Here is a 25,744-nt window from a genome sequence, read left to right on the forward strand (position 1 = left end):
GATGGACCGGCTGCCCGGCCGAGCCACCGGGAGCCACCGCACGAACACCGCGCCCAGCCTCCGTACGGGGAGGCTGGGCGCGGTGCGTGCTTGCTGGTACGGCCGGTGCGGCCGGGCAGGACGTCAGATCAGAGCAGGCCGTCCCACATCTGCTCCAGCAGCACCGACCACCAGCTGTCCGGCGACCCGAGCGCCGCCGGGTCCAGCGAAGCCAGCTGCGCCTGGAAGTCGACCGTCCAGCGGCCCGCCTGCTCCTGGTTCAGACCGAACCGCAGCCGCCACATCCGGCCCAGCAGCGCCAGACAGCGCGCGAACTCCGGCAGACCGGTGTTCACGAACTGCGGCGGCACCGGAGCGCCGCCCGGCCCCGCCTCCACCGGCACCGCGACGATGTTCGCCGTCCCGTACTGCACACAGATCGCCTTGCCGAAGTCCGTACCCATCACGAGGTACGACCCCGCATCCGAGGCCGGCAGCACCCCGCGCTCGGCCGCCAGCTCCGCCAGCGTCGGCACCGGACGGCCCGGCTGCGCCTGCGCCCAGAAGAACGGGCCCAGATCCACCGGCAGTCCGGCCACCACCAGCGTGTGCGCCACGACCGGCGGCACGCCCTGCCGGGACACCGCCTGCTGCTCGAACCGGAACACCCCCGGCCCGAACACCGCCGCCAGCTCCTGCGCGATACCCTCCGGCGCAACCGGCGGCGCGGCCTGCACCGGCGTCAGCGGCGCCCGCACCGGCGCCGGCCGCGCGGGACCGTCCGCCACCTGGTGCAGCTCGCCCTGGTGCGCCAGCAACTGCTGCATGCCCTGCTGCCGGCTCGCGTGATCCGTGCCGTACGGCGCGATGCTCGCGATCCGCGCCTGCGGCCACTGCTCCCGGATCATCCGCGCGCAGTACGCGCCCGGCAGCTCACACGACTCCAACTCCGTGTGCAGCTCCAGCACCTGATCCGGCGGCACGTTCATGCCCCGCAGCTCGTGGAAGATCTGCCACTCCGGGTGCGGCGTACCCGGCGCCGAACGCCGGATCAGCTGCTGCTCCGAACCGTCCTGCGCGCGGTAGCGCAGCACGGCCTGATACCCCGGCCCGACCGTCGGCTGCCCCGGCTGCGGAAACCCGTACGCCGCGGGCTGCCCCGGCATGGACGCCCCGGGCGGCGGCATCGCGCCCGGGGGCGGCATCGCCCCGGGCGGCGGCATCGCCCCGGGGGGCATGGGCTGCGGAGCACCGGGCGGCATCCCAGGAGCACCGAGCGCGCCGGGGACGGGGGGCGGAGGAGGCATCCCCGGACCACCCACGGGAGGCGGAAGAGGTACGCCGGGTCCGCCCGCGGGGGGCGGAGGGGGCATCCCCGGACCACCCATGGGGGGCGGGGGAGGCATGCCCGGACCACCCGCAGGGGGCGGGGGCGGAGGGGGTACGCCCGGTCCGCCCGCAGGAGGCGGAAGTGGCACACCCGGACCACCCACGGGAGGCGCCGACAGCACCGTCTCCGCATGGTGCACGGCACCGTGCGGGCCGCCCGGGCCAGCGGGCACGCCAGGCGCACCCGGGAAGCCGGGAGCCTGCGGGCCCCGCGGGGCACCCGGAGGCTGGGGTGCGCCGGGAACGGGCGGCATGCCAGGAGCACCCGGGGCGCCTGGTGCACCGGGAGGCTGAGGCGCGCCGGGGACCGGCGGCATGCCGGGAGCTCCCGGCGCCTGCCCCGCGCCGGCACCCTCCGGGCCGGCGGCGGGCGCCATCAGCTGGGTCGGCACGTAACCACCCGCAGGCGCACCCGGCGTACCCGGCGTACCCGGGGCTCCGGGCGGAGGCGGCACGCTCCCCGGACGCGCGCCGGGGGCGCCGGGCGCGCCCGGCGGATGAGGCGCCGCGCCCAGACCGGCGCGCCCCTTGCGCGGCGGCGGCGCGGCCTTGCTCGTCGCGGCATCGGCGATGTCCCCGGCGTTCGGCGGCAGCGGCCGCCCCTGCGCGGCCGGACCGCCGACAGACGGCTGCGGCGCGCTCGGCGTGCCACCCGGAGCCTGCGGATAGCCGTAACCCGGAGCCCCTTGAGGACCACTCGGGACGCCCGGCGGGTAGCCGTACGTCGGAGCGCCCGGGGGCGGCGGAGGCGTGCTGCCCTGCGAAGCACCGGGAACACCGGGAACACCGGGCGCGGCAGGGTAGGCGGGCGCACCCGGCGTCTGCGGGTAAGCCTGATCCGGTCCAGCCGGCGGAGGCGGCGGCGTGCTGCCCTGCGGCGCACCCGGAACACCCGGCATACCCGGAGCGGCGAAAGCCGCCGTCCCGGCCTGGGCGCCCGGCATACCGGCGGCGTCGACGGCCGGTGCGACCGCCGTGGACGGCAGTTGACTGCCCCCCGACATCAGCGCCGTCTTCGCGTCCGGTACGGCCACCGGCGGCCTGCCGGCGCCCTCGTCCGCGTCGCTCAGCGGCGGAGCGAACACCGTCGCGGGAAGCGGCACCGAACGGTCGTCGCCCGCATCGGCGTTCGTGTCCGTACCGGCCCACGGAGTGGCCCCCACGGGCACCTCGGGCGCGCCGGACGCACTCGCGCCCGCCGCCGGCCACGACGTACCGCCCGCGGCCCCGACCGCCGCACCCGCACCGTCAGTTCCCGCAGGAGCGGAAGGCGCCGCAGGCCCGGGCACAGAAGGCCCGGAAGGCCCCGCAGGCCCCGTGCTTCCCGGTCCCCCGCCTCGCGTCTCGGCAAGCCCGCCGCCGCCGAAGGAACCCCCGCCGCCGACACCGGAATCCACACCGGCACCGGCACCGACCGGCCCCGCCCCCGGAGTTGCGGCGGCGCCGCCCTCTCCCCGCCGGTCCGGAAGCCCCAGCTTGTCCGCCGCCTCCTGCAACCACTCCGGCGGACTCAGCAGGAACGACGTCTGGTTCAGATCCACCCGGGCCGCAGCCGGCGCCGGCATCGCGTCCTCGACCTCGTCACGGCGGCCGTACGTCTCCTCGTACCGGCGGATCACCTCACCCACCGGCAACGCCGGCCACAACGTGGCCTCCCCGCTGTCCCGGGCGATCACCAGCCGCTGGCCACCCGCGTCCGCACGCGGCCCCTCGGCACGGTCCTCGCCCCACACCACGAAGCCCAGCTCGAACTCCCGCACCCGTACCTCACGGTGCTGGTACGCCGGGACGTCCCCGTTGATCCACTCCTCGGCGCGCTCCTGCGCCTGCGCAAACGTCACCATCGCCCGAACCTCACTCCCCCACCGACGCCGAGGACACCGGAACGGCACGCGCGAACCCGCCGTCCACCATCAGGTTCGCCACCGTCTCCAACTCCGGCGGATCACCGGCCAGCCGCGACAGGAACGCGTCGAAGTCATCACCGCACGGCAGCAGCAACCGCTCCACGCGCTCGGCGGGCGACCACGACGGATCCACGTCCCGCACATCGTCGTACGCGCAGAACCACACCGAACCGGCCCGCTCGCCCCGCACCTTCACCGCGAGCAGACCACCCTGCACGAACCCGACGCCCAGATAGTCCTTCGTCAGATGGTCACGCAGACACTTGTTCACATAGACGAGGTCATTGACCGCCGCCTCGTCCCGCACCGTGAAGAACGGCTGGTCCAGCAACAGCCCCAGCTCGGCGTCCAGCGCCGCACCCACCGGCGCGCACCCGCCCGCCGCCTTCAGGAACGAACGATAGGCACCCGGCAACCGGTAGCCGAGGTCCTCCTCGACACCCTGCACCTGCGACTCCGTCACCGCCACACCCGACTTCGGCAGCCCGAAGTGCGCCGGACGCGTCTCGTTCAACGGCCGCGTCCCACGCTTGGCGTGGTCCACCGCGGTCGTCGCCACTCCACCGTGATGCCGCAGCAACGCCTTCACATCGACCGGAACCAACTCCAGCCGCCGCGAACCCACCACGTGATGCCACGTCCAGCCGTGCGGCGTCGACACCGCCGGCACCGTGTCCCACAGCTCATGCCCCGTCGCAGCGAGCGCCGCGTTCGCCGACACGTAGTCCGTCAGCCGCAACTCGTCGACACCGAAACCCTCCGGCGGCTCGGCGATCTCCACCGCCGCACGCGCGTACGGCGCGAAATCGGGGTAACCGCGCTCGTCCACCCGTACCCCTCGCGGGTGACGTGCCGCCCGCACCGGATCCGGGAAGTGCACGACCTGCCCGGCATAGGCCGCGTTCGGCGGCGCGGCTTGCTGCCCGAGCCGACCTGTCGTCATGGCGGTTGCCCCCTGCGGCACTCTGTACGAGCCGACGCCGCACCCTGTACGGCACGCCACGACCCGTATCCGACTGTCTCTCCAACGTCACCGACGCGTTGACCGCGCCCGTCGCGGTGCCGACAGCCTATGCGGTACACGCACACCGGTCACCGGCCGCCGACGGCCCACCCCGCCACTTCCGTGACCAGCCGTCACCCCACCGTCACCCCCAGCCCCGCCCCCGCGTGTCGCACCGCCCCAGCTACCGCACCAGCCACGGCATTTGGCACTCTGTGTCCTTCGGGGGATGCCCGGGGAGGAAAGAACGATCATGAACACGATGCAGACCGGAGGGACCGACGTGCGCGCCGGCGACCCTCGCATCGGCTGGAGCGGCACCGAAACACCGTCCGCCCCCACCCTTCTGTACCGCCGCGACGGCATCCTGCCCACCGTCGCCGCCGCGCTCTCCGTCCGCGGCGCCACCCTCACCGGCACCGCCGCCCGCGGCGACCAGCCCCCACCTCTGCACCCCCTCGTGCAGGACTTCCTCGACACCCTCACCAGCGGCCAGCGCGACCGCTTCACCGGACGGTGCGCCGAGACCATCCTCATCTCCCGGCACATCGCCGCCGCCGACGCCACCCGCAGCAAACGCGCCGCCCGCAAACCGATGACCAACGGCGAGGCACGCCGGGTCCTCAAGCAGGCCAAACTCACCACCCGCCGCATACGCGAGGACGGCGACCCGCTCCACGGCCGCTTCGCCACCCCCTGCCGCGCCTGCACCGCCCTCAGCGCCCACTTCGGCATCTACATCGTCAGCCCGCCGACAACCGGCGCCTGACACCCCACCCGGCACCAGTCCGGCACCCGTCCGGCACCCACCCCCGCACCGGACGGACACCCGGCCCGGCGCACCCCCGGAACCACCCCGCAAGCACGACGATCGAAGGGCCGATGCACCCCGACCGCACCGCGACCACCCGCTTCGCCACCCCCGTCGACGCCACCCTGCGCGCCGCCGGCTGGCAACCCGGACGCTGGGACATAAAGCAGGCCGAGATCTGGGCCGACGCACTGCGCGAACACACCTCACCCGCGGGCCACCGGCACACCGTCTTCCCCGCCGCCGTCGAGGCCTGGGCCGAATTCGGCGGCCTGCGCGTCAACCCGCACGGCAGCGGCCGACAGATCGCCGCCGCCACCCTCCACCTCGACCCCCTGCACGGCCTCCACCTCGCCCGCACCCTCGGCGACCTCGGCCGCGCCCTCGCCACCGAGGTCAGCCCCCTCGGCGAGGAGACCGACACCGGCACCCTCCTCGCCATCGACGCCGAAGGCCGCGTCTACGCCCTCGACCACACCGGCGACTGGTACCTCGGCCCCGACATCGACCACGCCCTGGCCGCCCTCATCACCGGCCTGCAACCCACCCGCCTCACCGGGGGCTGACGACAACCGGCCCGACCCACCACGCACCTCACCCGAACAGCCCAACCACGCGAAGCAACCCGGGCAGCCCAACCACTCAGGCAACCAGGGCAGCCCAACCCACCCGAGCCACCCACGCAGCCCGAGCACCTGAGCAGCCCAAGCCACCCGAGCAGCTCGACCCGCCCAAGCCACCCGAGCCACCCAAGCCACCTACACCGCCGGAATCACCGCCGACACCCGAAAGCCCCCCGCATCCGTCGGCCCCGACACGAACACCCCACCCAGCGCCAGCACCCGCTCCCGCATCCCCAGCAGACCGTTGCCCCCCGACGGCAGCCCCGCCGCCGACGCGGACCCCGGCTCCGGCGGCGACTCGTTCTCCACCTGCATCGCGATCTCCGCCCGCCGATGCGCCAGCCGCACATACGTCTTCGCACCCGCCGCGTGCTTGTGGACGTTCGTCAACGCCTCCTGCACCACCCGGTACGCCGTCTGCTCGACCACCGCCGCGTACGACCGCGTCACCCCCTCGACCGACAGGTCCACCACCATCCCCGCCGCCGCGGACTGGCCGATCAACTCCTCCAGCTCCGACAGACACGGCCCGTCACCCGACGCCCCCGCCTCGGAGACCGCCCGCGACGCCGCCTCGGCCGCCGCCACCCCCACCGCGGCCAGCGGCCCCGGCCCCGCGGGCCGGCCCACACCGCCCTCCGCCCGCAGCACCCCGAGCATCTGCCGCAACTCGGTCAGCGCCTGCCGCCCCATGTCCCCCACCAGCGCCGCGTTCCGCACCGCCTTCTCCGGGTCCTTCCGAGCCACCGCCTGCAACGCCGCCGCGTGCACCACCATCAGACTCACCCGATGCGCGACCACGTCGTGCATCTCCCGCGCGATCCGCGTCCGCTCCTCGCCCCGCGCCCACTCGGCCCGCTCCTCCGCCCGCTCCGCGAGCAGCTGAAGCTCCCGCTCCAGACTGTCCGCCCGCTCCCGCAGGCTCTCCATCAGCCGGCGCCGGGCACCCACGTACAACCCCAGCAGCAACGGCGGAGCCGTCAGCCCCAACGACGTCGCGATCGAAGCGAACGGGACGAACCAGTCCCCCAGGGTCAGATCACCCCGCGCCATGTCCTGCCGCACCCGCACGAACGTCACGATCATCGTGCCCAGGAACGACATCCCCGCCAACGCCACGATGATCCGCCGCGGCACCTCCGCCGCCGCCAGCGTGTACAGGCCCACGATGCCCATCAGGAAACCCATCTGGGCCGGCGTGATCGCGATCGCGACCAGCACCACGGCGATCGGCCACTTCCGCCGCACCAACAGCACCGAACCGGCGATCAGCCCGAACACGATCCCCAGCGACAACGGCACACCCGCGTCCCGGGCGAACGGAATCCCCTCCGCGCCGCACTCCACGGCCGACACCAGCGCGAGACTCCCGTCGAGCACCGCACTGCGCCACCTCGCCCACCACCACGGGCCGGTCAGGGCCCGGGCATGCTCTTCCCCCGTCGTGGTCATGCCTCCAGCCTACGGGCGCAGACGGGGGCTTTTCCGGTGACTTTCGCCTACCCGCTCCCACCACACACCGCCGCGGGAAGGCCTCGAAACCCGCGGATATCCCTCGAACTGCTGAACCATCCCCGTTCGATGCCGGAACAGGTCATTCCGGTCGGACGGTATGCCCATGGCACATCCAGCAGGCACGAACGGCAGGTACGGGGACTTCGAGGGATTGCGGGAGCGAGCGATCGCACTGCGACGCGAGGGCCGCAGCCTCCGGCAGATCCGGGACGAGCTCAAGGTCTTCAACAACGACATCCTCAACCAGCTGGTGAAAGGGGAGCCACCACCGGAATGGACGAAGCGTCCGAACGCGAAGGACGACCTGCGGGAGAAGGCCCGGGAGCTGCGGCTTCAGGGCCGGACGTACGACCAGATCCAGGTGGCGCTCGGGTGCTCGAAAAGCTCGATCTCGCTGTGGGTACGGGATCTGCCGAAGCCGGAGCGTCGCGATCCCGCGGAACAGGCGAAGCTCGCCGCGCAGAAGCGATGGGAGCACGAGCTGGCCGTGCGAGAGGAACGACGGCAGTGCACCAAGGCGTCTGCGGCCCGGGAGATCGGCCACGCGTCCGACCGTGACCTCTTCATCGCCGGCGTCGCGCTGTACTGGTCCGAGGGGACGAAGGACAAGCCCCACGCCCGACGTGAGCGAGTGGTCTTCGTGAACAGCGACGCCACAATGATCCGCTTGTTCCTCGCATGGCTGGAGCTGCTCGGCGTCGAGCGTGAGCGCATCTGCTACCGGGTGATGATCCACGAGTCGGCCGACGTCACGGCAGCAGAGCACTACTGGGCGGACGTGGTCCGGTCGGACCTCAGCTCGTTCGGCAAGACGACCTTGAAGCATCACAACCCGAAGACCGTGCGCAAGAACACGGGAGATGGCTACCGCGGTTGTCTCGTGGTCACGGTGCGCCAGAGCGCCGAGCTGTACCAGCGCATCGAGGGTTGGTGGAGCGGGATAGTTGCTGGCACAGCAGCCCGTCTCCGGTAAGGTCTGAAGCGCTGTCCCCCGTGGTGTAACTGGCAGCACACTAGATTTTGGATCTAGTAGGACAAGGTTCGAATCCTTGCGGGGGAGCCACAGCACACAAGACCCAGGTTCGGGCCCTGACCGGTGACTGCACCGTCAGGGCCCGCACTCGTATCCCCCCACCCCCACCCCGGTATCCTGCGGCTGTCACCCCCACCCATCCAGAGCCGAAGGGCAACCCCGTGAGCGCCATTCGCCCGGCAGCCGTCGTCGTTCTCGCAGCGGGTGAGGGCACCCGTATGAAGTCGGCCACACCGAAGGTCCTGCACGAGATCTGCGGCCGCTCCCTGGTCGGTCATGTACTGGCGTCCGCCCGCGAGTTGGACCCCGCGAATCTGGTCGTCGTCGTGGGTCACGCCCGCGAGCAGGTGACCGAGCACCTGGCCGGGATCGACCGCGAGGTCCGTACCGCCGTGCAGGAGAAGCAGAAGGGCACCGGACACGCCGTACGGATGGCTCTGGAGGAGCTGGGCGGGGCGGTGGACGGGACGGTGGTCGTCGTCTGCGGCGACACGCCCCTGCTCACCGGTGAGACCCTCGCGCGGCTCGCCGCCACGCACCACTCCGACGGCAACGCGGTGACCGTGCTGACCGCCGAGGTGCCGGACGCGACCGGTTACGGCCGGATCGTCCGGGACGAGGCGTCCGGCGCCGTGACGGCGATCGTGGAGCACAAGGACGCCACGGAGGCCCAGCGGGCGGTCCGGGAGATCAACAGTGGTGTGTTCGCGTTCGACGGGCAGTTGCTGGCGGACGCGCTCAAGAAGGTGCGGACGAACAACAGCCAGGGCGAGGAGTATCTGACCGACGTGCTCGGGATCCTGCGGGAGGCCGGGCACCGGGTGGGTGCTTCGGTGGCCGTGGACCACCGGGAGATCGCCGGTATCAACAACCGTGTGCAGCTCGCCGAGGCGCGTCGCACGCTGAACGACCGGCTGCTGACCCGCGCGATGCTGGACGGTGTGACGGTCGTCGACCCGGCGAGCACGTGGGTGGACGTCACCGTGACCTTCGAGCAGGACGTGGTGGTGCATCCGGGGACGCAGCTGTCGGGGTCGACCCAGCTGGGCCGGGGTGCCGAGGTGGGGCCCAACAGTCGGCTGCACGACACCCGGGTGGGTGCGGGGGCCCGGGTGGACAACACCGTGGCGGAGGGCTCGCGGATCGGCGCGGAGGCGTCGGTGGGGCCGTTCGCGTATCTGCGTCCGGGTACGCGGCTCGGTGTGAAGGCGAAGATCGGTACGTACGTGGAGACGAAGAACGCGTCGATCGGTGAGGGGACGAAGGTTCCGCATCTGTCGTACGTCGGTGACGCGACGATCGGTGATCACACGAACATCGGTGCGGCGAGCGTGTTCGTGAATTACGACGGTGAGAGCAAGCATCACACCACCGTCGGGTCGCATTGCAAGACGGGTTCGGACAACATGTTTGTGGCGCCTGTCACGGTCGGGGACGGTGCGTACACCGCCGCCGGGTCCGTGATCACCAAGGATGTGCCGCCCGGTTCGCTGGCCGTGGCCCGTGGTCAGCAGCGGAATATCGAGGGCTGGGTGGCTCGTAAGCGTCCTGGGAGTGCTGCCGCGCAGGCGGCTGAGGCGGCTTCACGCCAGGGCTCGGGCGAGGACTGACCGGAAACAGGTGCGCCAAATACGGCGTACCGTGATAAGTGCACACCCGCACCCCTACCAGCCGATTCGGCCTCTCATACCCAGCCGAGAGGCCGCCGAGCGGCCGGCTGGCTGAGACACCCTCTGAGGAGACAGTGCTGTGACCGGGATCAAGACGACCGGCGAGAAGAAGATGATGTTCTTCTCCGGGCGCGCCCACCCCGAGCTTGCCGAGGAGGTCGCCCACCAGCTGGGTGTCGGGGTCGTCCCGACGAAGGCCTTCGACTTCGCCAATGGTGAGATCTACGTCCGCTACCAGGAGTCGGCTCGTGGTGCGGACTGCTTCCTGATCCAGAGCCACACGGCTCCGATCAACAAGTGGATCATGGAGCAGCTGATCATGATCGACGCGCTGAAGCGCGCGTCGGCCCGCTCCATCACGGTGATCGTGCCGTTCTACGGTTACGCGCGGCAGGACAAGAAGCACCGTGGTCGTGAACCGATCTCGGCGCGTCTGATCGCGGACCTGATGAAGACCGCGGGTGCGAACCGGATTCTGACGGTGGACCTGCACACGGACCAGATCCAGGGCTTCTTCGACGGTCCGGTGGACCATCTGTTCGCGCTGCCGCTGCTGGCGGACTACGTGGGCGACAAGGTCGACCGGAACAAGCTGACGGTCGTGTCCCCGGACGCCGGCCGGGTGCGGGTCGCGGACCGCTGGTGCGACCGGCTCGGTGCGCCGCTGGCGATCGTGCACAAGCGTCGTGACAAGGACGTGGCGAACCAGGTGACCGTCCACGAGGTCGTGGGTGAGGTCGAGGGCCGGGTGTGCGTGCTGGTCGACGACATGATCGACACGGGTGGCACGATCTGTGCCGCGGCGGACGCGCTGTTCGCGCACGGTGCGGAGGACGTCATCGTGACGGCGACGCACGGTGTGCTGTCGGGTCCGGCGGTGGACCGGCTGAAGAACTCGCGGGTGAGTGAGTTCGTGTTCACGAACACGCTGCCGACGCCGGGTGAGCTGGCGGCGGATCTGGACAAGATCAAGGTGCTGTCGATCGCTCCGACGATCGCGAACGCTGTGCGTGAGGTGTTCGAGGACGGTTCGGTGACGAGCCTGTTCGACGAGCAGTAGGCCGCCGTGGCCTGCTGAAAGATCCTTTTGGGTGTGGCCTCCCTTCCCGAGTAGACTGCTCAAGTTGCTCGGCGAGGGAGGCCGCAGTCGTTTTCGCGACTGTGGCGGTCCGTTATCGACGCGCTCTTCGTAGCAGGCCGTTCGTGGCCGGGTGACCAGTCCGTACCTAGTTCTACGAGGAGTGATCCATATGTCCGAGGTGAAGATCGCCGCCGAGACTCGCAGCGAGTTCGGCAAGGGTGCCGCCCGTCGTACCCGTCGTGACGGCAAGGTTCCCGGTGTGCTGTACGGCCACGGTTCCGAGCCGCTGCACCTGACCCTGCCGGGTCACGAGCTGCACCTGGCGCTGCGTACGCCGAACGTCCTGATCTCGCTGGACATCGACGGCAAGACCAACGAGCTGGCGATCCCGAAGGCCGTGCAGCGTGACCCGCTGAAGGGCTCCCTGGAGCACGTCGACCTGCTGCTGGTCAAGCGTGGCGAGAAGGTCATGGTCGAGATCCCGGTGCACACCGAGGGTGAGCTGGCCCCGGGTGGCAACCTGCTCGAGCACGTGCTGAACGCGCTGCCGGTCGAGGCCGAGGCCACGCACATCCCCGAGTCCGTCACGGTCTCCATCGAGGGCCTGGAGGCCGGTGCCTCCGTCCACGCCAAGGACATCACCCTGCCGTCCGGCGTCTCGCTGGCCGTCGAGGGCGACGCTGTCGTCCTGCAGGTCCTGCAGGCGCAGGCCGAGGAGGCCGCCGCTGGCGAGGCCGCCGCGGGCGACGAGGTCGCCGAGGCCTGAGCCTCGTAGTCATCATCGGGTCAGCCGCTGTTCCCTTCGGGGGGCAGCGGCTGGCGTGTATCACGGACCGCCCGTCGGGCGTATCAAGGAGAGATGAACGTGACCACTCCCGCCAACGCTCCCTGGCTCGTCGTCGGGCTGGGTAATCCCGGGCCGGAGTACGCGATGAACCGTCACAACGTCGGGTTCATGGTGGTGGATCTGCTCGCGGAGCGGATGGGCGGCAAGTTCAAGCGGGCGGGCAAGGCGCAGGCGCAGGTGCTGGAGGGGCGGATCGGTCCTGTCGGTCCGGCGAATCGCCGGGTGATCCTGGCGAAGCCCATGTCGTTCATGAACCTGTCCGGGGGGCCGGTGAACGCGCTGCGGGACTTCTACAAGGTGCCGGTGGCGAACATCGTGGCGGTCCATGACGAGCTGGACATCGATCACGGGGCGTTGCGGCTGAAGCTGGGTGGCGGGGACAACGGGCACAACGGTCTGAAGTCGATGACGAAGGCGATGGGTGCGGACTATCACCGGGTGCGGTTCGGGATCGGGCGGCCGCCGGGGCGTATGCAGGTGGCGGATTTCGTGCTGAAGGACTTCGCTTCGGCGGAGCGCAAGGAGCTGGACTATTTCGTGGACCGTGCGGCGGACGCGGTGGAGTGTCTGGTGGTGGAGGGTCTGGAGCGGGCGCAGGGGACGTACAACTCCTGACTTGCCCTGCCTTGCGGTGGGCCGGAGTTGACCGGTCGTGCGGGTATGGCCAATGATCCCGGCCATGCCTGCCTCAGCCGCCTCCACTCGCCAGGCGTCCGTGTCCGCGTTGCGGTTCGGGCGGGTCGTGACGATGGGCGCGATCACCTTGTTGATCCTGTTCGCGGGGGTGTGGGGGTCCTGGGGGACCGCGCAGCACGTGATGCTGAGCAAGGGGCGTGAGACGGGCACGGTCGAGGTGACGCGGTGTGCCGGGGAGCGGTGCTCGGGTCCGTTCAGGCCGGCGGCGGCGGGTGCTCCGGCGCATGCGCGGGTGGTGCTGGCGCGGTCGGTGGCGGTGCGTGCGGGCCGGTCGTACGAGGTGGTTCTGAAGCCCGGTACGGCGCAGGCGTTGCGTTCGGGGACGGCGGGGGTGCTGTACGCCTGGGTGCCGCTGGGGGGTGCGTTGCTGCTGGCGGCGGTGGTGGCCTCGGGTGGGCTGCGGCTCTCGCGGGTGGCGTGGGTGCTGGGTGGTTCGGGGGCGGTGTTGCTGACGGCGGCGTTCGTGGCCGTGCAGTGAGTGGCCGCGTGTGAACCGTGAAGTGACCGTACGCATGTGAACCGTGAAGTGACCGTACGCATGTGAACCGTGAAGTGACCGTACGCATGTGAACCGTGAAGTGACCGGACGCACGTGACCCGTGGAGTGACCGGACGCATGTGAACCGTGCGGTGCCGTGATGTACGTGAAGGTGCCCCCGGGGTCTGTGACTCCGGGGGCACCTTCGTGTGTGCGTGGGGCGGGGTGTCAGCCGGTGTTGCGCAGGCCTGCCGCGACGCCGTTGACGGTGAGGAGCAGGGCGCGGGCGAGGAGGGGGTCGGGGTCGGCGCCGGTGGCGGCCTCGTCGCGCTGGCGCTTGAGGAGGGCGACCTGGAGGTAGGAGATGGGGTCCAGGTAGGCGTCGCGGACGGTGAGGGTCTGCTGGAGGTCGGGGGTCGCGTCGAGGAGGGTGTCCTCACCGGTGATGCGGAGCACCTCGCGGACGGTCAGCTCGTGTTCGGCCCTGATGGTGTCGAAGACGTGCTTGAGGTCGTCGGGGACCAGGGTGTCGACGTAGTGCTGGGCGATCCTGAGGTCGGTCTTGGCGAGGGTCATCTCGACGTTGGAGATGAAGTTGCGGAAGAAGTGCCACTGCTCGTGCATCTCGTCGAGGACGGTGTCGAGGCCGGCTTCGCGCAGGGCCTTGAGGCCGGAGCCGACGCCGAACCAGCCGGGGACGATCTGCCGGGACTGGGTCCAGCCGAACACCCACGGGATGGCGCGCAGGCCGTCGAGTCCGGCGCCGGAGTCGGGCCTCCTCGACGGGCGCGAGCCGAGGTGGAGGTCGGCGAGCTGGTCGACGGGGGTGGAGGCGAAGAAGTACGCCGGGAGGTCGGGGTCCTCGACGAGGTGGCGGTAGGCGCGGTGGGCGGCGTCGGAGACGACGTCCATGGCGGCGTCCCAGCGGGCGAGGGCTTCGCCGGACTGGCGGGGGGCGGTGTGCAGGGCGGAGGCCTGGAGGGTGGCGGCGACCGTCAGTTCCAGGTTCTCCCGGGCCAGCGAGGGGATGAGGTACTTGTCGGAGATGACCTCGCCCTGTTCGGTGACCTTGATCTCGCCTTCGAGGGTGCCCCAGGGCTGGGCGAGGATCGCGTCGTGGGAGGGGCCGCCACCGCGGCCGACGGTGCCGCCGCGGCCGTGGAAGAGGCGCAGGCGGACGCCGTAGCGGTGGGCGACGTCGCGCAGCCGGCGCTGGGCGCGGTGGATCTCCCACTGGCTGGTGGTGATGCCGCCGAACTTGGAGGAGTCGGAGTAGCCGAGCATGACCTCCTGGACGTCGCCGCGCAGCGCGACCAGGCGCCGGTAGGACGGGTCGGAGAGCATGTCCTCGAGGATGGTGTCGGCGGCCTTGAGCTCGTCGGTGGTCTCCAGGAGGGGGACGATGCCGATCCGGGCCCAGCCGGCGTGCAGGTCGATGAGGCCGGCCTCGCGGGCGAGGACGGTTGCGGCGAAGACGTCGTCGGCGCCCTGGCACATGGAGATGATGTAGGACTCGACGACTTCGGGGCCGAAGGTCTTCAGGGCGCGCTTGACGGTCTGGAAGACGCCGAGGGTCTTCTCTCCGGCGGCGTCGACGGGGGCCGGGCTGGGGGCCAGCGGCCTCCTGGACCTGAGTTCCTTGGCGAGGAGCTTGGCCCGGTAGTCGCGGGGCATGTCGGCGTAGCACCAGGATTCCTCGCCGAGCCGGTCGAAGAGCTGGCCGAGGGCGTGGTGGTGGGCGTCGGCGTGCTCGCGGACGTCCATGGTGGCGAGCTGGAGGCCGAAGGCGGCGAGGGTGCGGATGGTGCGGGCCAGGCGGCCGTCGGCGAGGAGGGCGCCGCGGTGTTCGCGCAGGGAGGTCTGGATGATCCGCAGGTCGCTCAGGAGCTCGCTGGTGCCGAGGTAGTCGCGGCCGGCTTCGTGGGGGGTGCCGGTGGCGAGGCGCTGCTTGGTGTTCTCGAGCTTCTGCCGGATGCAGGTGGCCTTGAGGCGGTAGGGCTCTTCGGCGTTGAGGCGCTTGTAGCGGGGGCTGATCTCGGGCAGGCGTTCGAGGTCGGCCTGGAGGGACTCCAGGAGTTCCTCGGTGGCGCCGGTGTAGCGGATGGAGTTGGAGAGCAGGCCGCGCAGCTCGTCGATCATCTCCAGGGCGTCGTTGATGCCGTGTTCGTGCTGGAGGATGAGGACGTCCCAGGTGACCTGGGGGGTGACGTTGGGGTTGCCGTCGCGGTCGCCGCCGATCCAGGTGCCGAAGGTCAGGGGGCGGGTCTCGTCGGGGAGCCTGACGCCGACGCGCTCCAGTTCGGCGGTGAGGTCCTCAAGGACGTCGCCGACGGCGTGGGCGTGCAGCTCGTCGAGGTAGTAGATGGCGTTGCGGGCCTCGTCGGCGGGCTCGGGGCGTACGACGCGCAGCTCGTCGGTCTGCCAGACGAGGTCGATGTTCTCGGCGAGGCGGATGTCGTGGCGGCGCCGGTCGGAGGGCAGGACGGGGGTGTCCAGGAGCTCGGCGATGCGCCGGAGCTTGTTGAGGACGGACCGGCGTGCGGCCTCGGTGGGGTGTGCGGTGAACACGGGGCGGACGTTGAGGTGCTCGACGGCCTGCTGGAGGTGCTCTGGGTCGGCGTCCTTGAGGCGGTCGGCGGTGCGGGCGAGCAGGCCGCCCTCGGCGGCGCGGCGGGCGCGCAGCTCGCGGCCGCGGTGTACCTGTTCGGTGACGTTGGCGAGGTGGAAGTAGGTGGAGAAGGCGCGGACCAGCTTCGCGGCGGTCTCCAGCTCGGTGCCGCGCAGCAGCTCGGCGGCCGCCTCTCCGTCCTCGCGGGTGAGGTGGCGGACCGTCTCGACGAGTTCGAGGAGTTCGGGGCCTTCCTGCCGTACGAGCGTCTCGCCCAGGAGGTCGCCCAGGCGCCGGATGTCGGCGCGCAGCTCGCTGCTGGTCGTGGTGGTCTGGTCGTCGGCACTGCTCACAGGTGCGGCTCCTTGCGGTGTTGAAGCTCGTCTGGGAGGGAACCCGGTCATCCCATCCACCACGCGGCGAATGCCGCATAAGGGCCGGAACGTCCGGGAAGGATTGAGAGCGGACCGCGCTGTCCGACCGTTTCCAAGGATAGGTGTCCGTGCGGGCGCGCAGTCGCCTGGGCCCTTGCCGCCGGGCGACACGCTGCCATACTTACGACGCCGTAAGTTACGGAGTCGTAGGTAATACCGTTTCGACTCCCGCCGGGTCCCGGCGGCCTGGCATCTGCCTCGACCCTCGACCCCACAGGGGACGCGCATGACCTCAAGTTCCGATGTGATCGACGAAGCACAGGGCACCGGAGCCTCCGCCACGCTGGGCGGCGAGCAGAAGCGTTCGATCGAGCAGATCGCGCTGCTGGTGTTCATCGTCGTGCCGTTCGTGGCCCTGGTCGCGGCCGTGCCGCTGGCGTGGGGCTGGGGGGTGAGCTGGCTCGACATCGGGCTGCTGGTGTTCTTCTACTACCTCGGCTGTCATGGCATCACGATCGGTTTCCACCGGTACTTCACCCATGGTGCGTTCAAGGCCAGGCGGCCGCTGCGGATCGCGCTGGCGATCATGGGGTCGATGGCGGTCGAGGGTCCGCTGGTGCGCTGGGTGGCCGATCACCGCAGGCATCACAAGTTCTCCGACGCCGAGGGCGACCCGCATTCGCCGTGGCGGTTCGGGGAGACGCTTCCGGCGCTGATGAAGGGCCTGTGGTGGGCGCACATCGCCTGGATGTTCGACGAGGAGCAGACTCCGCAGGAGAAGTTCGCGCCGGACCTGGTCAAGGACCCGGCGATGCGGGCGATCTCCCGCCAGTTCGTGCTGTGGACGGTGCTGTCGCTGGCGCTGCCGGCCGTGATCGGCGGGCTGGTGACGATGTCCTGGTGGGGCGCGTTCACCGGGTTCTTCTGGGGTTCGCTCGTTCGGGTGGCTCTGCTGCATCACGTGACGTGGTCGATCAATTCGATCTGTCACGCGGTGGGCAAGCGGCCGTTCAAGTCGCGTGACCGTTCGGGCAACGTGTGGTGGCTGGCGGTGCTGTCGTGCGGGGAGTCCTGGCACAACCTGCACCACGCCGACCCGACGTCCGCGCGGCACGGTGTGGAGCGCGGGCAGATCGATTCCTCCGCGCGGATCATCCGCTGGTTCGAGCTGTGCGGCTGGGCGTACGACGTGCGCTGGCCGTCACGCTCGCGTATCGATTCGCGGCGCAACACCGGGGAAGACGACTCCCGGCGCGGGAAGAAGACCGCCGAGGCGGCATGATTGACGCCGTGGCGACCGACTCCAGCACCCCCAGCAACGACAAGCAGCGGCGGACTCGCCGGACCCGTATGACCGGCGCCGAGCGCCGTCAGCAGTTGCTGGAGATCGGTCGCACCCTCTTCGCGGCGAAGGGCTTCGAGGGCACGTCGGTGGAGGAGATCGCGGCGAAGGCCGGGGTGTCCAAACCGGTGGTGTACGAGCACTTCGGCGGCAAGGAGGGGCTGTACGCGGTGGTGGTGGACCGCGAGATGCGGCGGCTGCTGGAGATGGTGACCGGCTCGCTGACCGCCGGCCACCCGCGTGAGCTGTGCGAGCAGGCGGCCTTCGCCCTGCTGGACTACATCGAGGAGTACACGGACGGGTTCCGGATCCTGGTCCGCGACTCCCCCATCCCCCAGTCCACGGGTTCCTTCGCCTCGCTGATCTCCGACATCGCCACCCAGGTGGAGGACATCCTGGGCCGCGAGTTCAAGTCCCGCGGCTTCGACTCGAAGCTGGCTCCCCTGTACGCGCAGGCCCTGGTCGGCATGGTCGCGCTGACCGGCCAGTGGTGGCTGGACGTGCGCCGCCCGAAGAAGGCGGAGGTCGCGGCGCACCTGGTGAACCTGGCCTGGCACGGCCTGGACGGACTGGAGCAGAAGCCGCGGCTGATAGGGCACAGGAAGAGCTGACGCCACTCCAGGGAGTGACATCAATAGACCGCAAGATGCACCTTGTGGAACCATGACTGCATGACTGAGATCGCGATCAGCGCAGCCCGTTCCCAGCTCGGTGACCTGGTCCGCCGTGCGGCCCACGGCCGCGAGACCATCGCGCTCACCGATCACGGGCACGTGGCGGCGCTTCTCGTTTCCCCACAGGTGATAGAGGACTACGAAGACGCCCTGGCGCTGGCGGAGTACGAGCTGCGCAAGGAGCGCGGGACCTTGGGCCCGGGCATCCCCCACGAAGAGGTCGGCAGGATGCTGGGACTGCGTAAGTGACCTACGAGATCATCTGGGAGCCGCGCGCCACCAACGCGGCCGCGCGGTTCCTCCACGACGATCCGGCCGGACTGGCCGCGGTCTACGAGGCCGTTGACGCCTTGGCCACCCACCCTCGTCCACCCTCGTCCATTCCTTACGGCTCGCAGGATGTACGCCGCCTGCACGTGGGCGACTACCGCGTCCTCTACCTCATCAATGAAGACGTCATCCGCATCCTCGTCACTCACCTCGGCCGGACGGCGTGACCGGCTCCAGGAACTCCAGGCGGTTGCCCACCGGGTCGTGGGCGAAGAAGCGCAGGTGGCCGGGGAGGTCGTCGTCCCAGGTCACGTTGACCCCGTGGGCGGTGAGGCGGGCCGCGAAGGCCTCGATGCCGGTCACGCGCAGCCCGGGATGGGCTTTCTTCGCCGGGCTGAAGTTCCTCTCGATCCCCAGGTGGAGCTGGACCGGGCCCGTCTGGAACCAGCAGCCCCCGCGCGCGGCGAGCGCCGGCGGCTTGGGTATCTCGGTCATACCGAGGGCGCCGGCGTAGAAGGCACGCAGGTCGTCCTCGGACCCGGCGGGGGTCGCGAGCTGGACGTGGTCGATCGCGCTGATCACGCGTGACCCTCCTTCACGGCGACGGCGAAGAGCCGGCGGAAGGCCATGACCGTGCCGTACGGCGCACTCGGGTAGGCCCCCCGCAGCAGGTTCCGGTACTCGGTGACGAAGGCGTCGCGGGCCTCGGGGTCGTCGGCGAGCGCGGTGAGGACGGGGCGCAGGCCGGTGCCCTTGACCCAGTCCAGGACGGGGTCCTCGCCCTGGAGGACGTGCAGGTACGTCGTCCGCCACACGTCGGTGGCGCAGCCGAGGCGGGCGAGGCGGTCCAGGTAGGCGGCGGGGCCGTGGACGGAGTCGGTGGCGCGCAGGACGTGGGCGAGGCGGGGCTTCCAGCGGGGAGTGGCGGCCAGTTCGCGCATCAGGGTGTGCAGCGGGGCGTCGATGTTGTCCGGGACCTGGAAGGCGAAGGCGCCGCCGGGTTCGAGGGCGGCGATCCAGTCGGCGAAGCGGTCGGCGTGGCCGGGCACCCACTGGAGGGTGGCGTTGGAGACGATCAGGTCGTGCGGCTGCGCGGGGGTCCAGGTGCGGACGTCGGCGTGGGCGAAGTCGAGGAGGCCTCCTCCCCCAAGTTCTCGGCTTCGCTCGAACAGGGAGGTACCCCCAGCCGTGGGGCCCTCGTGACCGGCGCGGGCCCTGTCGAGCATGTCGGGGGAGTTGTCGTAGCCGGTGATGTGCGCGGTGGGCAGGCGTTCGGCGAGCAGGGCGGTGACGTTGCCGGGGCCGCAGCCGAGGTCGGCGACGCGGGGCCGGTGGCCTGGGCGGTCGGGGAGCGGGGGGACGCGGGCGAGGAGGTCGGCGAAGGGGCGGGCGCGGTGGCCGGCGTGGCGCAGGTACTGGGCCGGGTCCCAGGTGGGATTCGTCATGGGGCACACCTTCCCCATCCAAATATCTCGATGTCAAGACACTTGAAGTCAAGAGACTTCACGTCGACACAACCACTACACTGATCTCCATGGAGGACGAGGTCGATCGGCTGGTCGCAGCATGGCGCCGGGAGCGCCCGGACCTCGACGTGGAGCCGCTCGAGGTACTCAGCCGGGTGAGCAGGCTGGCCCGGCACCTGGACCGCGCACGTCGGCTCGCTTTCTCCGAGCACCACCTCGAACCCTGGGAGTTCGACGTGCTGACCGCGCTCAGGCGCGCGGGAACGCCGTACCAGCTCTCCCCCGGGCAACTGCTGACGCAGACCCTGGTCACCTCGGGCACGATGACCAACCGGATCGACCGGCTCGCCAAGAAGGGCCTGGTGGAACGGCTGCCCGACCCCAGCGACCGGCGGGGCGTGCTGGTCCGGCTGACCGACACCGGCCGGGACCGCGCGGACCTGGCGCTGGCGGGCCTGCTGGAGCAGGAGCGGGCGATCCTCGCCGAGCTGTCCGGCGGACAGCGTGCCGAGCTGGCCGGTCTGCTACGCCAGCTGACCGCCCCGTTCGACAACATCCCCGGTTAGGTCGGCCGGCCCCACCCCGGCCCGTCTCGCCAGGGCGACGGCGGCGAGCGTCGAGTGGACGCCCAGCTTGCCGAGGACGTTCTGCATGTGGGTGCGCACGGTGTGCGGGGACAGGAACAGCCGCTCGGCGACCGCCTTTCTGCCCAGGCCCGCGACCATGCAGCGCAGCACCTCCCGCTCCCGCGGGGTCAGCGACTGCACCAGCCGCTCGCTCTCGGTGCGGTGCTTGCGTGTCGCCGTCAGCTCCTTGAGGACGCCGGTGAGCAGGGCGGCCGGCAGATGGGTCTCGTCGCGCAGCACGCCTCGTATCACCGTCAGCAGCCGCGACAGCGAGCAGTCCTTGGCGACCCAGCCGGAGGCGCCGGCCTGGAGCGCGAGGGCCGCGCGCCGGGGGTCGTCCTTCTCGGCGAGCACGACGGTCCGCACGGCGGGGTGCGCCGCCCGCACCCCCGCGACCAGCGAGATCCCGTCGACCAGGCCGTCCTCGTCGGCGTCCCGCACGGACACCGCGGGGCGGACGCCGGACAGGCCGCCGCCGAGGTCGGTGTCGACGAGGAGGACGTCGTAACGGCGGCCCTCACCGGCCCCCCGCTCCAGACAGCGCAGCGCGGCCGGGCCGCTGCCCGCGGCGGACACGTCGACGTCGGGCTCGGCGGCCAGGGCGGCGGCCAGCGACTCGGCGAAGATGCGGTGGTCGTCGACGACCAGGACTCGGATGCGAACCACGAAACCCCCTTCCCCAGGCTCCGCGTGGAGCAGGGGACTACCAAGGTCCGGAGAGAACTACGGCCCACGCGGGTACGACACCATGGTGAACGCCGACCGCACGGCCGCCGCCGTTGCGGAGACTGCTACCCCCACCGCAGGCGCCGTACCCGCCTGTCTCGCCCCCTGATCAGCACCGGCCCCCACCGGTGCTGCTCATCAGAGTACGGATGGGATGCCCCGGCGGAAGCCGATTTACAGAACTGGCCGTCCGTCGCGTTTATGGTGTGCCGCATGTTTCGTATCGAGGCGGAAGTCGACAAAGACCGACGTGATCTGCTCCGCGCCCGGCTCCTGGAAACCAACACGGCGGCATCCCCGGTCCTCGCCGCCCTGCGCGGAACCCCCGCCGAGCGCCAAGCGCCCCTGCACGTCTGGGCCCTGGACGACTCCGGCGCCCTGGCGGGCGGACTGGTCGGCCACACCTGGGCGGGCTGGCTGCACGTCACCTACCTCTGGGTCGACGCCCCCCACCGCGGCACCGGCCTCGGCTCCCGCCTCCTCGCCGAGGCGGAACACCTCGCCCGCACCGACCACGCCTGCACGGCGGCCCGCCTGGAGACCTGGGACTTCCAGGCCCCGGACTTCTACAAGAAGCAGGGCTACGACGTGGTGTGCGTGATCCCCGACTACCCCCCGGGCCTGACGGAGTTCACACTCACGAAGCGACTGGCCTGACGGCCGGTCACTCCGCCTGCGAAGGCGGGGCGAACGGGGGCCGGGGCGGCGCGAACGGGGGCGGGGGCGGGGCGAACGGAGGCGGAGGCGGGGCGGACGCCGGCGGGTGGGACGGCCGAGGCGGGATCCGCGTCCCGGGCGGCCCCACCGGTGGCGGCGGCTGGGGCTCCATCGAGCGCCGGGGCCGGGGCGCCGGCGGCCGGAAGTCGAGTGGCGGAGCCGGGGCCGGAGGCGGAGGAGGAGGCAGCGGCGGCTCGTCCTCCACCAGCACCGGACCCCCCGCCAGCAGTCTCTCGACGGTCCGCTCGGCCCGGCGCCGGGCCCGGGGATCGTCGTCGCGCCGGAACACGAGCAGGTACACCCCCCGCCTGACCCGGTGGCCCGACAGCAGCTCGTACCCCAGCACATGACCGATCGCCTCGGCCCGCGCCCTCACCGAACCGCGCAGCCGTATCTCCACCATCCCCCGCCCGTCGAAACGGGACCGCATCTCGTCGTCCTTCATCAGCGGCCCTCGTAGCGCGGCAGTTCCTCCGGCTGTTCCCACTCCTGCCATGCCATGTGTGGTCTCCCCCGTGTCATCCGTGCACCCGTGTCCCCCGTCGCACGGCGGACACCGCGGCAACAGCCTTGCACATCGGTGTTCTTTGCCAAGTGGCTGATGCGCCATATCGGTTCGGGGGCCGGGGCGGACGGGGCCGGCCTCGCCGTCCGGGGTTCGGGGGCGAGGCCGGTGGGGAACGGGGGGTGGGGCGGGGTCAGTTCAGGTGGTGGGCGCCTGCGGACGGGACCGCTTCGAAGACTCGGGGGGTCGTGAAGGCGGCCGCGGCGAAGGCCTCCTCGATCGCCTTGGTGACCGTGTCGACCTCGGTCGCCTCCGTCAGGACGATCGCCGAGCCGCCGAAGCCGCCGCCGGTCATGCGGGCGCCGAGGGCGCCAAAGGCCAGCGCGGTGTCGACGACCAAGTCCAGTTCGGGGCACGAGATGCGGAAGTCGTCGCGCAGGGAGGCGTGGCCCTCGGAGAGGACCGGGCCGATGGCGCGGGTGTCGCCGGCGTGCAGGAGGGACACCACGCGCTCCACGCGGTGGTTCTCGGTGACGATGTGGCGGACCAGGCGGACGACCTCCTCGTCGCCGAGCCGGGCCAGGGCCTCGTCCAGGTCGGCGTGGGCGATGTCGCGCAGGGCGTCGACGCCGAGCAGGGCGGCGCCCTTCTCGCAGCCGGCCCGGCGCTTGCCGTACTCGCCGCCGCTGTGGGCGTGCTTGACCTGGGTGTCGACGACCAGCAGGCGCAGGCCCTCGGCGGCGAGGTCGAAGGGGATCTGCCGCTGGGACAGGTCGCGGGTGTCGAGGAACAGGGCGTGCCCGGACTCGCAGCAGGCCGAGGCGGTCTGGTCCATGATGCCGGTCGGCGCGCCGACGTAGACGTTCTCGGCTCGCTGGCACAGGCGGGCCAGTTGCCAGCGCTGGAGGCCGAGTTCGTAGAGGTCGTTCAGCGCGAGTGCGACGACGACCTCCAGGGCCGCCGAGGAGGACAGGCCGGCGCCGGTCGGGACCGTGGAGGACAGGTGGATGTCCGCGCCGGTGACCGGGTGGCCCGCCTCGCGCAGGGCCCAGACGACGCCCGCGGGGTACGCCGTCCACTGCGGGTCGCCGCCCGGGGCGAGCGCGTCCAGGGAGAGTTCCGCGACGCCGCCCTCGACGTCGGCGGAGTGCAGGCGCAGGACGCCGTCGGTGCGGCGGGAGACCGCCGCCGTGACCTGGTGCGGCAGTGCGAACGGCATGACGAAGCCGTCGTTGTAGTCGGTGTGTTCGCCGATCAGGTTGACCCGGCCCGGCGCCGCCCACACCCCCTCCGGTGCCGCTCCGTACAACTCGGCGAAGCGGCCTCGGACCTGCGCCTGCTGTGCCCCCACTACTGCTCCCTTGCGATGCTCTGCGCGAATTCCCACGCGTCCGCGACGATCCCGGCGAGGTCCGCGCGGGACGGGTTCCAGCCCAGTGTCTCGCGGGCGGTGTCCGCCGAGGCGACCAGGACCGCCGGGTCGCCGCCGCGGCGCGGGGCGGTGACTTCGGGGACGGGGTGACCGGTGACCTCGCGGACGGTCTCGACGACCTCGCGGACGGAGAAGCCGTTGCCGTTGCCGAGGTTGCAGATGAGGTGCTCGCCGGGGCGTGCGGCGGTCAGGGCCAGCAGGTGGGCCTCGGCGAGGTCGGCGACGTGGATGTAGTCGCGTACGCAGGTGCCGTCGGGGGTGGGGTAGTCGTCGCCGTAGACGGAGATCGCGTCGCGGCGGCCCTGGGCGACCTGGAGGACGAGCGGGATGAGGTGCGACTCGGGGTCGTGGCGTTCGCCGTACGCGCCGTACGCGCCCGCCACGTTGAAGTAGCGCAGGGAGACCGCGGCAAGGCCGTGGGCGCCCGCCTCGCTGGTGATCATGTGGTCGACGGCGAGCTTGGTCGCGCCGTAGGGGTTGGTGGGCCGCGTGGGGGCGCTCTCCACGATCGGGACCCGCTCGGGCTCGCCGTAGGTGGCGGCCGTGGAGGAGAACACCAGTCGGCGCACGCCCGCCTCGCGCATCGCGGTGATCAGGGCCAGGCTGCCGGCGACGTTGTTCTCCCAGTACTTCTCCGGCTTCACCACCGACTCGCCGACCTGCGAGGACGCGGCGAAGTGCAGCACGCCGTCGTAGGAGGCGTCGAGCCACTTGGCGGCGTCGCGGATGTCGCCCTCGATGAACGCGGCGCCGTCGGGCACGCTCGCGCGAAAGCCGGTGGAGAGGTTGTCGAGGACGGTGACCTCGTGGCCGGCCTCCAGCAGATGCTGGGCCACGACACTGCCGACGTAACCCGCGCCACCCGTCACCAGGTACTTCATGAACTCGCTACCTCTCGCAGTCGCTGGGCCGCGCGCTCCGGCGGCACGTCGTTGATGAACACGTTCATGCCGGACTCGGAGCCCGCGAGGAACTTCAGCTTGCCGGACGTACGGCGGATCGTGAACAGCTCCAGGTGGAGGGCGAATTCGTCCCGTACGACCCCCTCGGGCCAGGTCGCGCCGAACGGGGCCTGGTGCCAGGCGGCGATGTACGGCGTCACGGACTCCCTCTCGCCGAAGATCCGGTCGAAGCGCCTCAAGAGTTCCAGATAGACCTGGGGGAATTCTGTGCGTGCGTCCTCGTCGAGCGCGAGCAGATCGGGCACGCGGCGCCTGGGGTACAGGTGGACCTCGTACGGCCAGTGTGCGGCGTACGGGACGAAGGCGACCCAGTGTTCACCCTCAAGGACGACCCGTTCCGAGGCGAGTTCGCGTTCCAGGACGGCGTCGAAGAGGTTCTCGCCGCCGGTCTCGGCCTTGTGCGCGGCGAGCGAGCGGAGCATCAGCGCGGTGCGGGGGGTGATGAAGGGGTAGGCGTAGATCTGGCCGTGCGGGTGGCCGAGGGTCACGCCGATCTCCTCGCCCCGGTTCTCGAAACAGAACACCTGTTCCACGGAGGGGAGTTGGGACAGTTCCGCCGTGCGGTCCGTCCAGGCGTCCAGCACCAGCCGTGCGCGGTCCTCGGTGAGGTCGGCGAAGGAGGCGTCGTGGTCGGGGGTGAAGCAGACGACCTCGCAGCGGCCGGAGTCGCCGGCCAGTGAGGGGAAGCGGTTCTCGAAGACGACGACGTCGTAGGAGGAGTCGGGGATCTCGCTGAGGCGCTCGCCCCGGGTCGGGCAGAGCGGGCACTGGTCGGCGGGCGGGTGGTAGGTGCGGCCCTGGCGGTGGGAGGCGACGGCGACCGCGTCGCCGAGCAGCACGTCGTGGCGGATCTCGGACGTGGTGGCCGTGGGCTCCAGCGGGCGGTGGTCGGCCGCGTCGCGCACGGTGTCGTCGCGCAGGTCGTAGTAGATCAGCTCACGACCGTCGGCCAGCCGGGTCGAGGTCTTCTTCACAGCAACTCGCCTTCCATCTGTGCCGAGGGTCGCTCC

Annotated in this window: 25 protein-coding genes and 1 tRNA gene; 15 read left to right on the plus strand and 11 right to left on the minus strand. The window is 71.2% G+C overall.

Annotation, left to right across the window (positions count from 1 at the left end; genetic code table 11):
- Positions 1–128: 128 nt before the first annotated feature.
- The gene (locus OIB37_RS16060; protein ID WP_330458282.1) at positions 129–3,212 is read right to left on the minus strand and encodes an SUKH-4 family immunity protein; all 3,084 of its coding nucleotides are present in this window, start codon (positions 3,210–3,212) and stop codon (positions 129–131) included.
- Between the two features lie 10 nt (positions 3,213–3,222).
- A complete protein-coding gene (locus OIB37_RS16065) occupies positions 3,223–4,218 on the minus strand; it encodes an SMI1/KNR4 family protein (RefSeq protein WP_330458283.1) in 996 nt (331 codons plus the stop codon).
- A 313-nt stretch (positions 4,219–4,531) separates the two neighbouring features.
- Between OIB37_RS16065 and OIB37_RS16070 the strand changes: the two genes are divergently transcribed.
- Together OIB37_RS16070 and OIB37_RS16075 are read left to right on the plus strand one after the other, a co-directional pair.
- Positions 4,532–5,047 (plus strand): YwqJ-related putative deaminase, encoded by a 516-nt coding sequence (locus OIB37_RS16070; RefSeq protein WP_330458284.1) that lies wholly within the window; start codon positions 4,532–4,534, stop codon positions 5,045–5,047.
- 113 nt (positions 5,048–5,160) lie between these two features.
- Complete coding sequence (locus OIB37_RS16075) at positions 5,161–5,655, plus strand: SUKH-3 domain-containing protein (RefSeq protein WP_330458285.1); 495 nt, start codon at positions 5,161–5,163, stop codon at positions 5,653–5,655.
- Positions 5,656–5,847: 192 nt separating this feature from the next.
- On the opposite strand, the gene OIB37_RS16080 is transcribed toward OIB37_RS16075, so the two are convergent.
- The gene (locus tag OIB37_RS16080) at positions 5,848–7,164 is read right to left on the minus strand and encodes a sensor histidine kinase (RefSeq protein ID WP_330458286.1); all 1,317 of its coding nucleotides are present in this window, start codon (positions 7,162–7,164) and stop codon (positions 5,848–5,850) included.
- 166 nt (positions 7,165–7,330) lie between these two features.
- Here OIB37_RS16080 and OIB37_RS16085 point away from each other — a divergent pair, with 166 nt between their 5' ends.
- The 7 genes from OIB37_RS16085 to OIB37_RS16115 all read left to right on the plus strand — a co-directional run bounded on the left by OIB37_RS16085 (position 7,331) and on the right by OIB37_RS16115 (position 13,032).
- The gene (locus tag OIB37_RS16085) at positions 7,331–8,200 is read left to right on the plus strand and encodes a hypothetical protein (protein ID WP_330458287.1); all 870 of its coding nucleotides are present in this window, start codon (positions 7,331–7,333) and stop codon (positions 8,198–8,200) included.
- Positions 8,201–8,214: 14 nt separating this feature from the next.
- Positions 8,215–8,290: transfer RNA gene (locus tag OIB37_RS16090), tRNA-Gln, on the plus strand.
- Positions 8,291–8,421: 131 nt separating this feature from the next.
- Complete coding sequence (glmU, locus tag OIB37_RS16095; RefSeq protein ID WP_330458288.1) at positions 8,422–9,870, plus strand: bifunctional UDP-N-acetylglucosamine diphosphorylase/glucosamine-1-phosphate N-acetyltransferase GlmU; 1,449 nt, start codon at positions 8,422–8,424, stop codon at positions 9,868–9,870.
- A gap of 139 nt (positions 9,871–10,009) precedes the next feature.
- Complete coding sequence (locus OIB37_RS16100) at positions 10,010–10,990, plus strand: ribose-phosphate diphosphokinase (RefSeq protein WP_330458289.1); 981 nt, start codon at positions 10,010–10,012, stop codon at positions 10,988–10,990.
- 190 nt (positions 10,991–11,180) lie between these two features.
- On the plus strand, positions 11,181–11,777 hold the full coding sequence (locus tag OIB37_RS16105) for a 50S ribosomal protein L25/general stress protein Ctc (protein ID WP_330458290.1): 597 nt from the start codon (positions 11,181–11,183) through the stop codon (positions 11,775–11,777).
- 93 nt (positions 11,778–11,870) lie between these two features.
- The gene (gene pth, locus OIB37_RS16110) at positions 11,871–12,473 is read left to right on the plus strand and encodes an aminoacyl-tRNA hydrolase (RefSeq protein WP_330458291.1); all 603 of its coding nucleotides are present in this window, start codon (positions 11,871–11,873) and stop codon (positions 12,471–12,473) included.
- A 52-nt stretch (positions 12,474–12,525) separates the two neighbouring features.
- On the plus strand, positions 12,526–13,032 hold the full coding sequence (locus OIB37_RS16115) for a hypothetical protein (RefSeq protein WP_330461866.1): 507 nt from the start codon (positions 12,526–12,528) through the stop codon (positions 13,030–13,032).
- 228 nt (positions 13,033–13,260) lie between these two features.
- Here the strand turns inward: OIB37_RS16115 and ppc are convergent, their stop codons facing one another.
- Positions 13,261–15,993 carry a phosphoenolpyruvate carboxylase gene (ppc, locus tag OIB37_RS16120; protein ID WP_330458292.1) on the minus strand — a complete coding sequence of 911 codons (2,733 nt, stop codon included), beginning with the start codon at positions 15,991–15,993 and terminating at the stop codon, positions 13,261–13,263.
- 307 nt (positions 15,994–16,300) lie between these two features.
- On the opposite strand from ppc, the gene OIB37_RS16125 reads away from it, so the two are divergent.
- The 4 genes from OIB37_RS16125 to OIB37_RS16140 are packed head-to-tail and all read left to right on the plus strand — an operon-like array spanning position 16,301 to position 18,527.
- Positions 16,301–17,296, plus strand: coding sequence for an acyl-CoA desaturase (locus OIB37_RS16125; protein WP_330458293.1), 996 nt, complete (start codon positions 16,301–16,303; stop codon positions 17,294–17,296).
- The gene (locus OIB37_RS16130) at positions 17,293–17,967 is read left to right on the plus strand and encodes a TetR/AcrR family transcriptional regulator (protein WP_330458294.1); all 675 of its coding nucleotides are present in this window, start codon (positions 17,293–17,295) and stop codon (positions 17,965–17,967) included. The genes OIB37_RS16125 and OIB37_RS16130 overlap by 4 nt, the downstream gene beginning before the upstream one ends.
- 60 nt (positions 17,968–18,027) lie before the next feature.
- Positions 18,028–18,279, plus strand: a complete 252-nt coding sequence (locus tag OIB37_RS16135; RefSeq protein ID WP_330458295.1) for a type II toxin-antitoxin system Phd/YefM family antitoxin — start codon at positions 18,028–18,030, stop codon at positions 18,277–18,279.
- Positions 18,276–18,527, plus strand: a complete 252-nt coding sequence (locus OIB37_RS16140) for a type II toxin-antitoxin system RelE family toxin (protein ID WP_330458296.1) — start codon at positions 18,276–18,278, stop codon at positions 18,525–18,527. Before OIB37_RS16135 ends, OIB37_RS16140 begins: the two co-directional genes overlap by 4 nt.
- Here the strand turns inward: OIB37_RS16140 and OIB37_RS16145 are convergent.
- Entirely contained in the window at positions 18,502–18,882 is a 381-nt protein-coding gene (locus OIB37_RS16145; protein ID WP_330458297.1) for a VOC family protein, read from the minus strand. The genes OIB37_RS16140 and OIB37_RS16145 overlap by 26 nt on opposite strands.
- A complete protein-coding gene (locus tag OIB37_RS16150) occupies positions 18,879–19,745 on the minus strand; it encodes a trans-aconitate 2-methyltransferase (RefSeq protein WP_330458298.1) in 867 nt (288 codons plus the stop codon). Before OIB37_RS16150 ends, OIB37_RS16145 begins: the two co-directional genes overlap by 4 nt.
- An 89-nt stretch (positions 19,746–19,834) precedes the next feature.
- Here OIB37_RS16150 and OIB37_RS16155 point away from each other — a divergent pair, with 89 nt between their 5' ends.
- Positions 19,835–20,332, plus strand: coding sequence for a MarR family winged helix-turn-helix transcriptional regulator (locus OIB37_RS16155; RefSeq protein WP_330458299.1), 498 nt, complete (start codon positions 19,835–19,837; stop codon positions 20,330–20,332).
- Here OIB37_RS16155 and OIB37_RS16160 read toward each other — a convergent pair.
- On the minus strand, positions 20,291–21,058 hold the full coding sequence (locus tag OIB37_RS16160; RefSeq protein ID WP_330458300.1) for a response regulator transcription factor: 768 nt from the start codon (positions 21,056–21,058) through the stop codon (positions 20,291–20,293). The genes OIB37_RS16155 and OIB37_RS16160 overlap by 42 nt on opposite strands.
- Positions 21,059–21,319: 261 nt before the next feature.
- Between OIB37_RS16160 and OIB37_RS16165 the strand changes: the two genes are divergently transcribed.
- Positions 21,320–21,775: a GNAT family N-acetyltransferase gene (locus OIB37_RS16165; protein ID WP_330458301.1), complete on the plus strand. Its 456-nt coding sequence runs from the start codon at positions 21,320–21,322 to the stop codon at positions 21,773–21,775.
- 7 nt (positions 21,776–21,782) lie between these two features.
- On the opposite strand, the gene OIB37_RS16170 is transcribed toward OIB37_RS16165, so the two are convergent.
- The 4 genes from OIB37_RS16170 to galT all read right to left on the minus strand — a co-directional run bounded on the left by OIB37_RS16170 (position 21,783) and on the right by galT (position 25,708).
- Positions 21,783–22,280: a hypothetical protein gene (locus OIB37_RS16170; protein WP_330458302.1), complete on the minus strand. Its 498-nt coding sequence runs from the start codon at positions 22,278–22,280 to the stop codon at positions 21,783–21,785.
- 253 nt (positions 22,281–22,533) lie between these two features.
- Positions 22,534–23,691, minus strand: coding sequence for a galactokinase (gene galK, locus OIB37_RS16175; RefSeq protein WP_330458303.1), 1,158 nt, complete (start codon positions 23,689–23,691; stop codon positions 22,534–22,536).
- Complete coding sequence (gene galE / locus OIB37_RS16180) at positions 23,691–24,653, minus strand: UDP-glucose 4-epimerase GalE (RefSeq protein ID WP_330458304.1); 963 nt, start codon at positions 24,651–24,653, stop codon at positions 23,691–23,693. The genes galK and galE overlap by 1 nt, the downstream gene beginning before the upstream one ends.
- On the minus strand, positions 24,650–25,708 hold the full coding sequence (gene galT / locus OIB37_RS16185) for a galactose-1-phosphate uridylyltransferase (RefSeq protein WP_330458305.1): 1,059 nt from the start codon (positions 25,706–25,708) through the stop codon (positions 24,650–24,652). Before galT ends, galE begins: the two co-directional genes overlap by 4 nt.
- Between the last annotated feature and the right edge of the window lie 36 nt (positions 25,709–25,744).

Source organism: Streptomyces sp. NBC_00820 (assembly GCF_036347055.1).
Taxonomy (GTDB): Bacteria; Actinomycetota; Actinomycetes; order Streptomycetales; family Streptomycetaceae; genus Streptomyces.